Below are 12,029 nucleotides of genomic sequence, written 5' to 3' on the forward strand. Positions count from 1 at the left end.
TTTTCGGTATTTTCTTGTGGCGATGTCATTGAATTAACGTTGTAAATTACTGCTAAACATGGCTGAAAAACGTAATATTTTCCTTGTTGGCCCTATGGGCGCCGGCAAAAGCACTATCGGTAGACACCTAGCTCAACAACTTCATATGGAGTTTGTTGATTCTGATACCGTTATTGAAGAACGCACTGGTGCAGACATCTCTTGGGTGTTTGACGTCGAGGGCGAAGAAGGCTTCCGCATTCGTGAAGAGTCAGTGATTAATGATCTGACTGAGGAACAAGGCATTGTCCTTGCGACTGGTGGTGGTTCGGTTAAGAGTAAAGAAAACCGTAACCGTCTCTCTGCACGCGGAATCGTTGTATATCTTGAAACCACAATTGAAAAGCAGCTTGCTCGCACAAACCGCGATAAAAAGCGCCCATTACTGCAAACGGATGATCCGCGCGAAGTATTGGAATCGCTAGCGGATGAACGCAACAACTTGTACAAAGATGTGGCCGACTACACTGTTCGCACTGATGACCAAAGTGCAAAAGTGGTAGCCAACCAAATCGTAAAAATGCTAGAAGAAGGTTAATTACAACCTTCTTTGAACAGGAGAGCAAACCATGGAACGGATTACGGTTAATCTTGGTGAGCGTAGCTACCCTATTTCAATTGGTGCCGGGTTATTTAATGACTCGGCGCAATTTTCTAAAATTCCAGACGGAAAATCGGTGGTACTGATTACCAATACCACGGTTTCCCCTCTTTATAGTCAATCTATTCTCACTCAACTGGATAGCAAGGGTTGTCAAACCTCTTTGCTAGAGCTTCCAGATGGTGAGCAATACAAAACCCTCGATACCTTTAACACCATCATGACGCATCTACTGTCTGGCAACTATGGCCGAGATGTGGTTGTTGTCGCGTTAGGCGGTGGTGTGATTGGTGATCTTGTTGGATTTTCTGCGGCGTGCTATCAGCGCGGTGTTGACTTCATTCAAATTCCTACCACATTACTTTCTCAAGTGGACTCCTCTGTTGGGGGGAAAACAGCAGTTAATCATAGTTTAGGTAAGAATATGGTTGGGGCTTTTTATCAGCCTCAGTCAGTGATTATTGATATTGATTGTTTGAAAACTTTGCCTGAGCGCGAGTTTGCTGCAGGAATGGCAGAGGTGATTAAGTATGGAATTATCTATGATGCTGAATTCTTTGATTGGCTTGAAGAAAACTTAGATAGCCTATACCAATTGGATCAAACGGCGTTGACGTACGCGATTGCACGTTGTTGCGCAATCAAAGCGGAAGTCGTGGCGCAAGATGAAAAAGAGTCCGGTATTCGAGCATTATTGAACCTAGGTCATACATTTGGTCATGCCATTGAAACGGAACTAGGGTATGGTAAATGGCTACATGGAGAAGCGGTGTCATCGGGAACCGTAATGGCAGCTCATACTGCTCATTTGCTCGGTGATATTTCAGAGCAGCAAGTGTCGCGTATCATTGCCATACTTAAGCGAGCTAAATTGCCAGTTCATACGCCAGAGTCAATGACATTTGATGATTTCATGCGTCATATGATGCGAGATAAAAAAGTACTGTCTGGTCAATTGCGCTTGGTATTACCGACGACAATAGGCGATGCGCAAGTGGCTTCTGATGTACCCAATGAGTTGATTGAAAAAGCGATTGATCTCTGTCGCGTCTAATAGTTTATATTAGAAGTGTGTGCGGTATTAATCGACAAAAGGCTCCTATTTGGAGCCTTTTTTAGATCTTGGGCTAATCAAAGCCTAACCTCTCAAGAGAGGTACGAATCTTGATGTTAGAACTGGATGGTTTTATGCCATTAGTTTTGAGGCTAATTTGCTTTGTAAGCTAAGAGTGATCGCGAATGAGTTTGTCTTATGAAATGCGGGTGATGGAATTAGACTCGCAAACCCATTTATTAGAAAGGCTGCAATTATTGACTCAGTTTTCGTCTAACTTTGTCTCAGTGATAGGCGAATTGGGGATGGGGAAAACATGGTTAGCCCATCGCTATTTGGAGTCATGGGCTTATGGCAAGAACCAGTCTTTGGTGACATGTTTCCCGCATCAAGATGATCAAGTGATCCGCGGTAATATTCTACGCCAGCTCTTTCCACATAAGCTGTACAGCGAGACGGATACCTTACAAGACAGTATTGAGCGTATTCTAGAAGGTGAGGCGTGTGACATTGTTATTGTTGTCGACGAAGCGCAGCATTTGTCTCAGGCATTATTGGCAGAGCTTTGGTTATTAGTGCTGACTACTCACACTATCGGACAGCAAAATGTGAGTGTCGTGCTCTTTAGCGCCAGCCATACCACGCACAGTCGAGTGTCCCGTCTCAGCCATGGTTTGGATATTAAACCCATAGAACTCGAAGTCGATGAACTCTCTGATTCGGAAGCGACACAGTTTTTTGAGACATTAGTACTGCGCTACCTTGATGAAAGTGTTGAAAAAAGAATCAAAACTGCGTTTACTAAGACGAAGCCCATTCCAGGGGATATATTGGCGCTCGGGGAGCAAACAATGGAAAAGAAAGTGATAATTCGTTCGCTGGTTGGCTCGCCGACTAAGATTGCCGCATTAGTTGTGGTATTGATGATTATAATTTTTATGGGCTATCGTAGCTTATTGACATCGCCAGACACAGCGCATGATTCAACGCCTATTGATGTTGTTGAAGAAACGGAACATTCAACCAATGACACTGAGGTCGACGCTTCATCCGCAGAGCAAATTGCGAACGCTAATAAAGAAATGCCCGTGGTAGAAGCGACAACGGATGATTCGATGGCCTTGCCGCCACAAGTGACCTCTGAGACAGCCAGTGTTGGTGTGTCTGAAACGGGAGAGCGAGTGGTGATTACTTCTGATGTCGTTGATGCGCTGCTAGAGGATAATACCGCGGTAGCCGTGGCCAATGCTGCAGAGATTCAAGCCGTAGTGTTACCGCAAAATACGGTTGTGGATGTAGAGAGTTCTCCAGAGTTGCAAACGCCCATTACTTTTTCGTTTGCTCGTGATGAGCTCAAGGCGATGGCCGCTAATACTTATACGCTACAGATCTCCGCGATGACCGATCTTGATGATGTGCAACAGTTCCTGAATAAGCATACTTTTGACAAACCAGTACGCGTTTACCCAACCATTCGTAATGATGAAAAATGGTATATCGTGACTTACGATCAATATACGAGTATTCAGGCGGCTCGTGATGCGGCGGAAGCGATGCCTAACGAGCTGCGCTCATTAGGCGCCTGGGCGAAATCGCTCAGTCAGGTTCATCGTGAAATTGATCGTTGGCAAGAGTAAAAACGGCCGTCCATCAGAGCTGGTGTTGATGCGAGAAAGGTCAACATAACAGATTGAATTATGATATATTCCCCTCCCTTAAATTTTGGGTGGCAGTAAATAGAGCAAGCAATGAAAAAGCAACGCGCCTTTCTAAAGTGGGCTGGTGGAAAATATGGCTTAGTCGAAGATATTCAAAAGCATTTGCCAGACGCAAGAAAGTTGGTGGAGCCTTTTGTTGGCGCCGGCTCGGTATTTTTGAATACCGACTATGACCAGTACCTACTTGCTGATATCAACCCTGATCTCATTAATCTCTACAACCTGCTTAAAACTGAGCCGGAAAAGTACATTGAAGAGGCAAGACGCTTCTTCACACCTGAGCATAACCAAAAAGAGGTGTATCTTGGGGTTCGTGCTGATTTCAATCAAAGCGATGATGTGCTATTTCGTTCTGTTGCCTTTTTGTATATGAACCGCTTCGGTTTTAACGGCTTATGTCGTTACAACAAGAAGGGCGGATTCAACGTTCCATTTGGTTCTTATAAAAAGCCCTACTTCCCTGAAAAAGAACTGATTTTCTTTGCGGAAAAAGCCAAGAAGGCCACGTTTGTTTGTGAAGGCTATCCTGAAACCTTTCGTCGTGCTCGTAAAGGCAGCGTCGTATATTGCGATCCACCTTATGCGCCGTTATCTAATACCGCCAACTTTACCTCGTATGCGGGCAATGGCTTTTCATTAGATGACCAAGCCGCGCTCGCGGATATTGCCGAACATACTGCCTTTGATCGTCACATTCCGGTATTGATTTCGAATCACGATACTACGCTCACACGTCGCCTTTATCATGGTGCGCAGTTGAACGTGGTGAAAGTGAAACGAACCATTAGTCGTAACGGCTCGGGACGTAATAAAGTGGATGAGCTGCTAGCGTTATTTGAAGCTAAAGCCCAGCCTGAAGCGAAAATCAAACCTGATCCTAACGCCGAGATTGCAGCAAAAATGATATCGGATTTGGATAAGCGCTAGGATTTAGTCACTGGCTTCGGTAGAATTGCGCGCAAATATTGCTCGCTAATCCATTCTATTGAGGTCAGGTATGACAGATTTTCTAATTGCGCCATCCATTTTATCCGCTGATTTTGCTCGTCTTGGTGAAGACGTAGAGAAAGTCCTTGCCGCTGGCGCAGATGTTGTCCATTTTGATGTGATGGATAACCACTACGTGCCTAACCTCAGTTTTGGCGCGCCTATCTGTAAAGCCTTGCGTGATTACGGTATTACCGCGCCGATCGATGTGCACTTGATGGTGAAACCTGTTGATAGCCTAGTGCCAGAGTTCGCGAAAGCGGGCGCATCGATGATTACTTTCCATGTTGAAGCAACAGAGCATGTCGATCGCACGCTACAACTTATCAAAGAACATGGCTGTAAAGCGGGCGTGGTTCTTAATCCAGCAACGCCATTAACTTGCCTTGACTACATTCTTGATAAAGTCGATATGATTTTGTTGATGTCAGTGAACCCTGGTTTCGGTGGTCAATCTTTTATTCCTTCAACACTTGATAAGCTGCGTGCGGTTCGTCGTCTGATCGACGAGTCTGGTCGTGACATTCGTCTTGAAATTGATGGCGGTGTTAAAGTGGATAACATTCGTGAAATCGCAGAAGCAGGTGCGGATATGTTTGTTGCAGGTTCTGCAATTTTCAATCGTCCTGATTACAAAGAAGTTATTGATGAAATGCGCGCAGAGCTTGCGAAAGTAAAGCAGTAATTAAGAGAAGTATGTCATGCAGTCTATCAAATTAGTTGTTTTCGATCTCGATGGTACGCTACTCGACAGTGTGCCTGATCTTGCCCTGGCGGCTGATCAAGCGGTACAAGCATTGGGTTATCCAAGCGTGACCGAAGAGCAAGTTCGTGATTATGTTGGCAACGGCGCGGATGTGCTGATTGCTCGCTCATTAAGTCAGAGTGTTAGCGTTAATCCTGAACTTCCGGCAGAGTTGTGCGAGAAAGCGCGCGTATTGTTTGACGATTTCTATCACGCCAGTGGCCATAAGCTGAGTCATCTGTATGCCAATGTTCAAAGCACATTGGATACCTTAGTGGCGAACGGTTACACCGTGGCTTTGCTGACCAATAAACCGTCTAAATTTGTTCCAGAGTTACTTGAGCAGCATCAGCTTGAAAAATACTTCAAGTATGTATTAGGTGGCGATGCGTTCCCTAAGAAAAAACCTGACCCAGTGGCATTGAACTGGCTGATGGAGCAAGAGCAAGTGTCACCAGGTGAAGTGTTGATGGTTGGCGATTCACAAAATGACATTTTGGCTGCGCGCAATGCTGGTTGCTTGGCATTTGGTCTTACGTATGGCTATAACCACGGTGAACCTATTGCCAATGCGAAACCAGACTTTGTCGCCGATGATGTTGCTGACGTCCTAAATGCGGTCAATCATGGCGTGCTAAGCGCGGTAAATTAGCGTCGAAGACGGTGCTCGGGCCTAATTCCCTTCCAGAGCAATAAAAAAGTCCTCATGGCTATAGCAAAAAATTGGCTAATGGGTACACTGCTAAAACCGCGTAAGATATTACGCGGTTTTTCATTATCCGAATTATCTCATTAAGAAGTCGAAGGAATCATAGTTATGAGCAAACCCATTGTATTGAGTGGTGTTCAACCATCAGGTGAACTAAGTATCGGTAACTACTTGGGTGCTCTACGTCAATGGCAACAGATGCAAGACGATTATGATTGTCAGTACTGCGTGGTCGATCTACATGCGATTACGGTTCGTCAGGACCCTAAAGCACTGCATGAAGCGACGTTAGATGCATTGGCAATTTGTCTCGCGGTTGGTGTTGATCCTAAGAAGAGCACGCTATTTGTCCAGTCTCACGTACCGGAACATGCTCAGCTTGGTTGGCTTCTTAACTGTTATACCCAAATGGGTGAGCTGAATCGTATGACTCAGTTTAAGGACAAGTCACAACGCTACGCGAATGATGTTAACGTTGGCCTTTATGATTACCCGGTATTGATGGCTGCCGATATCCTTCTTTACGGCGCGCACCAAGTGCCAGTAGGAAGTGACCAAAAGCAGCACCTTGAGTTAGCGCGAGATATCGCAACGCGCTTCAATAATATTTATACGCCAGAAGCGCCACTGTTTACGGTTCCAGAACCGTATATCCCAACGGTGAATGCACGAGTGATGAGCTTGCAAGACGCGACGAAGAAAATGTCGAAGTCGGATGATAACCGTAAGAACGTGATTACCTTGCTAGAAGAGCCTAAGTCGATTCTGAAGAAGATCAACAAGGCACAAACCGATGCAGAAACGCCACCTCGCATCGCTCACGATTGGGAAAGCAAAGCCGGTATCTCTAACCTAATGGGTTTGTATTCGGCCGCGACGGGTAAGTCTTTTGCTGAAATTGAAGCGCAATATGCTGGCGTGGAAATGTATGGTCCATTTAAGAAAGACGTAGGCGAAGCCTTGGTGGCGATGTTAGAGCCAATCCAGAGCGAATATAAGCGTATTCGTGCTGATCGCGCGTATATGGATGACGTAATGCGTCAAGGCGCCGAGAAGGCGTCAGAGCGCGCAGCGGTGACGTTGGCAAACGCTTACAAAGCGGTGGGTTTCGTAACTCGCCCATAGCGATAACAGTAACCTCCTTAATATCTATCGAAACAGCGTTAATATCGATGTAAACGATATCGACAAGGACGTATACGACATTAGCACCAACCAGCGGTAAAGTTGTTATAGGCTTTACTGCTGCCTTTCTTCCTCTTTTTACTTGCCTTTCTGCCATCTTGTTGCAAAATACCGCCTTATTTTTGGCAAATTCGATTTTACAGCGAGCGCTATGCTACTCATCATTGATAACTACGACTCTTTTACTTACAACCTATTCCAGTACTTCTGTGAATTGGGTGTAGACGTTAAAGTCGTGCGCAATGACGACATTGATATTGCTGGAATTGAAGCACTTAACCCGTCTCACCTTGTCATTTCACCGGGCCCTTGTACGCCTAATGAAGCCGGGATCTCACTGGATGCTATCCGACATTTTGCTGGAAAGTTGCCACTTCTTGGGGTGTGTTTAGGTCATCAAGCGATTGCGCAAGTTTTTGGCGGCGATGTTGTTCGTGCTCGTCAGGTGATGCACGGTAAAACGTCGCCAATTAAGCACAACAACCGCAGTGTGTTTGCCGGGCTTAATAATCCGCTGACCGTCACCCGCTACCATTCACTTATTGTGAAGCGAGATACGCTTCCAGATTGTTTTGATGTTACCGCGTGGACTGAGCTTCCCAATGGTGATTTTGATGAAATTATGGGCTACCAACATCGAACGCTAAACATTCATGCCGTACAATTTCACCCTGAATCCATCAAAACAGAACAAGGTCATGAGCTACTGAGTAATTTCTTACACGCTTAGTTTCCGATCAAGATCACCCTTTCATCTTTTCTTATCCTTCATCAGTTTTACTTATGAAGATGCAAAACTATTCGCTAATTCTGATACAAAGTCGTGACAGAGCCCTCCCTGTTCATTTATTTGATAAATCATGAAAAAACACTTCATTTAAATTCAAAAATAACGCATAAATACGCAATGGATTATGCCTTGATTGAGTCGAGTGATGGTGGAAAAGCATTTTCTGCTATTGTGTTGGTTAAATAATTGTAAATACAATGCTGCATCTATGAGGAGTGGTGAGAAGTTTTTTCTTCACTAGAAAGCGTGAAGGTTCGTTCTATATTTGTAATAGACCTTACGTGAATATGATGCCCCCTTTTCTCATGCGCAGTAATTAAAAGGAACGTGTTATGACAATGGAAAAAACAGTATCCCGTGAATGGTTTGATGAGGTCATGGTGCCTTGTTATAACCCAATGGAAATGATCCCGGTTAAGGGTGAGGGTGCACGCGTATGGGATCAGCAAGGTAATGAGTATATTGATTTTGCTGGTGGGATCGCGGTGAGTTGTTTGGGGCATTGTCACCCAGCGATGGTCAATGCCGTGACGGAGCAGGCGAATAAAATTTGGCACTTAAGTAATGTCATGACGAATGAGCCGGCACTGCGCCTAGCCAAAAAATTAACCGAAGTCAGTTTTGCTGAGCGTGTGTTTTTTGCTAACTCTGGCGCGGAAGCCAATGAAGCAGCATTAAAACTGGCGCGTCGTTGGGCTGTGGATGTTCATGGTCCGGAAAAATCAGAGATCATTGCGTTTAACCAAGGGTTTCACGGCCGAACGTTTTTTACCGTTACCGTAGGTGGACAAGCCGCGTATTCCGATGGCTTTGGTCCTAAACCCGGTGATATACAGCATGTTCCTTACAATGATATTGCCGCGCTAGAAGCACAGATGTCGGATAAGACCTGCGCCATTATGATGGAGCCGTTGCAAGGTGAGGGTGGGATTATTTCGCCACAACCTGAATTCGTACAGGCGGTTCGTGAGCTCTGTGATAAATACAACGCGCTGCTTATTTTTGATGAAGTACAAACGGGCAACGGTCGTACCGGGCAATTTTACGCGTATCAAGGTCTAGGTATCACGCCTGATATTCTTAGCACGGCGAAGTCGCTAGGAGGCGGTTTCCCTATTGGTGCCATGTTAACGACAAAAGCGTTAGCGGCGCATATGAAAGTGGGTACGCACGGTTCAACTTATGGCGGCAACCCGTTAGCGTGTGCCGTGGCTGAAGCTGTGGTAGATGTGGTGTCTTCCCCTGACGTGCTCGCCGGTGTTGCTGAGCGTGAGGCGTGGTTCCGTGAAGGATTAGAAGCCATTAATGCAAAATACGATATCTTTAGCGAAATTCGTGGCAAGGGGCTATTGCTTGGTGCTGCGCTCAATGAACAGTGGCAAGGCCGCGCTCGTGATGTATTAGTGGCGGCAGGTGCTCAAGGTTTGATGGTACTGGTTGCGGGAATGAATGTGGTTCGTTTTACGCCATCACTTGTCATCAGCAAACAAGAAGTTGAAGCAGGTCTAGCGAAGTTAGATAAGGCGATTAGTACCTTACTCTAAACAATCGTTAGCTTAACTTGTATTTAAATGGCTCTCTTGGGTGTGGATGTACCAAGAGAGTTTGCGTCGGAGGGATTATTGATGCTTGTTGTTCGTCCTATTACGATATCTGACTACGATGCCTTGCACACTTGTGCGGTTGAGTCTGGTCACGGCTTTACTTCTCTTCCTGTTAATGAAGAGCTTCTTACCAATCGAATTACTCACTCAGAGTACAGTTTTAGTAAACCGGATGTCTCAGAACCGACGGACGAAGGTTACTTGATGGTGGGCTATGATCGTGACACTGGCGAGGTGGCTGGTACCACGGGAATTGAAGGGGCGATAGGTTGGGATGTGCCATTCTATTCTTATCACATCAGCACGGTCGTGCACTCTTCTCCTAAGCTAGGCGTGAATAACGTGGTGAAATTGCTGACATTTGGCAATAACTACACCGGTTGTAGTGAGATCTGTACGTTATTTTTACGACCGGATTATCGAGCGGGACTGAATGGACGATTAATGTCTAAATCTCGTTTTTTAATGATGGCTGAACACCCACATCGTTTCTCAAAAACCATTTTTGCCGAGATGCGCGGTGTGTCTGATGCCGAAGGTAACTCACCATTTTGGCAATGGCTGCAAGAGCACTTTTTCTCCATTGATTTTACCATGGCAGATTACTTAACGGGTATCGGTAAGAAAGGCTTCATCGCAGATTTAATGCCGAAGCTACCCATTTACGTCAATCTGTTAAGCAAAGAGGCGCAAGCGGTGATTGGTCAAGTGCATGACAATACTAGACCTGCTTTGAAGTTACTGGAAAGAGAAGGCTTCACGTGTCGTAACTATGTCGATATTTTTGACGCAGGTCCGACGGTTGAGTGTGACTTACAGAACATTCAGGCGATTCGGAACTCATTCCGCGCCAAGGTCACCATTGCTGAGCATGCCAGTTCGCAAGATTACCTTATTGCTAATACGTCTTTTGAACACTTTAGAGCGACCGCGGCAAAAGCGGCTTATGACGCTGAAAGTCAGCATGTATTGCTAGCACCGGATGTCGCTGACGCCTTGAACCTTTCTGAAGGCGATATGGTTCGCATGTTGGCTCAATAACGCGCGTTACTGCATCTCTTGTCGTATTTATCACGATGTAACCTCTGAGGTGCAGGCTCTTCACTAATTACTATGTTAAGGAACTTTCGATGACGCAATGGATCGCAGGACAATGGATCGCAGGACTTGGTGAGCAATTTGACTCGCTGTCACCGTATAACAATGAGGTGATATGGCAGGGGAAATCGGCGACGCCAGTACAGGTAGAGTTAGCCGTCTCATCAGCTAGAAAAGCGTTTGTGAGCTGGAAAAAGCGTTCATTTGAAGAGCGTGAAGCTGTGGTTCTCGCGTTTGCGGAAAAACTAAAAGCGCGTAGTGAAGACATTGCGGTCGCGATTGCCAAAGAAACGGGCAAACCATTGTGGGAAACCCGAACGGAAGCGGGAGCAATGGCTGGTAAAATTGCCATCTCAATTCGCGCGTACCATGACAGAACGGGCAGTTCGCAGCGTGAGGCGGCGGGCAACCAAATCGTACTGCGCCACCGTCCATTGGGTGTCATGGCGGTCTTTGGTCCCTATAACTTTCCGGGGCATTTGCCTAACGGACATATTGTTCCGGCACTATTGGCTGGCAACACGGTGGTGTTTAAGCCTTCAGAACAAACCCCATTAGTGGGCGAGCTTGCCATGCAACTCTGGCAAGAAGCCGGGTTACCAGATGGCGTGATTAATCTTGTACAAGGCGGCAAAGAAACCGGCATTGCTTTGGCTGACGCCAAAGGTATTGATGGGGTGTTGTTTACCGGTAGCGCGAATACGGGTCATGTATTGCATCGTCAATTTGCTGGTCAGCCAGACAAAATGTTGGCGCTGGAAATGGGCGGAAATAACCCGTTGGTCGTGAGTGATGCCTATGGTGAGCTTGATGCGACGGTCTACACTATTCTCCAATCTGCCTACATCAGTGCTGGGCAGCGCTGTACCTGTGCTCGTCGCTTGTATGTGCCGTTTGGCGATAATGGAGACCAACTCGTTGATGCGTTGGTGGCCGCGATAGCCAAGATTCGAATTGATGAACCCTTTGCTACTCCAGCACCTTTCATGGGGCCGCAAATCTCGATACAGGCCGCCCAGCACATTATGCAGGCTCAAGCGACACTGCAATCGCTAGGTGGTAAGAGTTTAGTAGAATCGAAGCAGTTACAGGCCGCGTTTGTGACGCCGGGCTTGATAGATGCTACGGCAATAGCGACGTTACCGGATGAGGAATACTTTGGGCCGTTATTACAGCTTGTGCGTTACGAAACGCTACCGCAAGCCGTTGAGCTGGCGAATGACACTCGATTTGGTTTATCGGCAGGTTTGATTTCAACCAATGACGATGAGTGGTTGTATTTTGTGGACCATATTCGCGCAGGGATTGTAAACCGCAACCGTCAGCTGACGGGAGCAAGTGGTGATGCACCATTTGGTGGTCCGGGTGCTTCGGGGAACCTACGACCAAGCGCCTACTATGCGGCAGATTATTGCGCTTACCCAATGGCGTCGATGGAAGGGGAGCAAACCGTGCTGCCTGCGACATTAAGCCCTGGTCTCGATCTTTAAGGAGCGAAA

General features: G+C 46.3%; 11 protein-coding genes. All 11 read left to right on the forward strand.

Annotated elements, in window-relative coordinates:
• The first annotated feature begins 58 nt into the window (after positions 1-58).
• Positions 59-577, forward strand: a complete 519-nt coding sequence (aroK, locus tag M9196_RS12695; protein WP_102469717.1) for a shikimate kinase AroK — start codon at positions 59-61, stop codon at positions 575-577.
• Between the two features lie 31 nt (positions 578-608).
• Complete coding sequence (gene aroB / locus M9196_RS12700) at positions 609-1,694, forward strand: 3-dehydroquinate synthase (protein ID WP_250617898.1); 1,086 nt, start codon at positions 609-611, stop codon at positions 1,692-1,694.
• A gap of 185 nt (positions 1,695-1,879) precedes the next feature.
• On the forward strand, positions 1,880-3,331 hold the full coding sequence (locus M9196_RS12705; protein ID WP_250617899.1) for an AAA family ATPase: 1,452 nt from the start codon (positions 1,880-1,882) through the stop codon (positions 3,329-3,331).
• A 111-nt stretch (positions 3,332-3,442) separates the two neighbouring features.
• The gene (locus tag M9196_RS12710) at positions 3,443-4,339 is read left to right on the forward strand and encodes a Dam family site-specific DNA-(adenine-N6)-methyltransferase (protein WP_250617900.1); all 897 of its coding nucleotides are present in this window, start codon (positions 3,443-3,445) and stop codon (positions 4,337-4,339) included.
• A gap of 70 nt (positions 4,340-4,409) precedes the next feature.
• Positions 4,410-5,084 carry a ribulose-phosphate 3-epimerase gene (gene rpe / locus M9196_RS12715; protein WP_250617901.1) on the forward strand — a complete coding sequence of 225 codons (675 nt, stop codon included), beginning with the start codon at positions 4,410-4,412 and terminating at the stop codon, positions 5,082-5,084.
• A 16-nt stretch (positions 5,085-5,100) separates the two neighbouring features.
• Positions 5,101-5,796, forward strand: coding sequence for a phosphoglycolate phosphatase (locus M9196_RS12720; RefSeq protein ID WP_250617902.1), 696 nt, complete (start codon positions 5,101-5,103; stop codon positions 5,794-5,796).
• A 165-nt stretch (positions 5,797-5,961) separates the two neighbouring features.
• Positions 5,962-6,978, forward strand: a complete 1,017-nt coding sequence (gene trpS, locus M9196_RS12725; RefSeq protein WP_250617903.1) for a tryptophan--tRNA ligase — start codon at positions 5,962-5,964, stop codon at positions 6,976-6,978.
• A gap of 211 nt (positions 6,979-7,189) precedes the next feature.
• Positions 7,190-7,768, forward strand: coding sequence for an aminodeoxychorismate/anthranilate synthase component II (locus tag M9196_RS12730; protein ID WP_250617904.1), 579 nt, complete (start codon positions 7,190-7,192; stop codon positions 7,766-7,768).
• 392 nt (positions 7,769-8,160) lie between these two features.
• Positions 8,161-9,372, forward strand: coding sequence for an aspartate aminotransferase family protein (locus tag M9196_RS12735; RefSeq protein ID WP_250617905.1), 1,212 nt, complete (start codon positions 8,161-8,163; stop codon positions 9,370-9,372).
• Positions 9,373-9,453: 81 nt separating this feature from the next.
• Entirely contained in the window at positions 9,454-10,473 is a 1,020-nt protein-coding gene (gene astA / locus M9196_RS12740) for an arginine N-succinyltransferase (protein ID WP_250617906.1), read from the forward strand.
• 89 nt (positions 10,474-10,562) lie between these two features.
• Complete coding sequence (gene astD / locus M9196_RS12745) at positions 10,563-12,020, forward strand: succinylglutamate-semialdehyde dehydrogenase (protein ID WP_250617907.1); 1,458 nt, start codon at positions 10,563-10,565, stop codon at positions 12,018-12,020.
• Positions 12,021-12,029: the final 9 nt, after the last annotated feature.

It is taken from the genome of Vibrio methylphosphonaticus (assembly GCF_023634655.1).
Taxonomy (GTDB): Bacteria; Pseudomonadota; Gammaproteobacteria; order Enterobacterales; family Vibrionaceae; genus Vibrio; species Vibrio methylphosphonaticus.

Bases quoted from the DNA above. Each gene is read 5' to 3' on its own strand.
- aroK (WP_102469717.1), top strand. From the start codon at position 59: ATGGCTGAAAAACGTAATATTTTCCTTGTTGGCCCTATGGGCGCCGGC.
- aroB (WP_250617898.1), top strand. From the start codon at position 609: ATGGAACGGATTACGGTTAATCTTGGTGAGCGTAGCTACCCTATTTCA.
- M9196_RS12705 (WP_250617899.1), top strand. From the start codon at position 1,880: ATGAGTTTGTCTTATGAAATGCGGGTGATGGAATTAGACTCGCAAACC.
- M9196_RS12710 (WP_250617900.1), top strand. From the start codon at position 3,443: ATGAAAAAGCAACGCGCCTTTCTAAAGTGGGCTGGTGGAAAATATGGC.
- rpe (WP_250617901.1), top strand. From the start codon at position 4,410: ATGACAGATTTTCTAATTGCGCCATCCATTTTATCCGCTGATTTTGCT.
- M9196_RS12720 (WP_250617902.1), top strand. From the start codon at position 5,101: ATGCAGTCTATCAAATTAGTTGTTTTCGATCTCGATGGTACGCTACTC.
- trpS (WP_250617903.1), top strand. From the start codon at position 5,962: ATGAGCAAACCCATTGTATTGAGTGGTGTTCAACCATCAGGTGAACTA.
- M9196_RS12730 (WP_250617904.1), top strand. From the start codon at position 7,190: ATGCTACTCATCATTGATAACTACGACTCTTTTACTTACAACCTATTC.
- M9196_RS12735 (WP_250617905.1), top strand. From the start codon at position 8,161: ATGACAATGGAAAAAACAGTATCCCGTGAATGGTTTGATGAGGTCATG.
- astA (WP_250617906.1), top strand. From the start codon at position 9,454: ATGCTTGTTGTTCGTCCTATTACGATATCTGACTACGATGCCTTGCAC.
- astD (WP_250617907.1), top strand. From the start codon at position 10,563: ATGACGCAATGGATCGCAGGACAATGGATCGCAGGACTTGGTGAGCAA.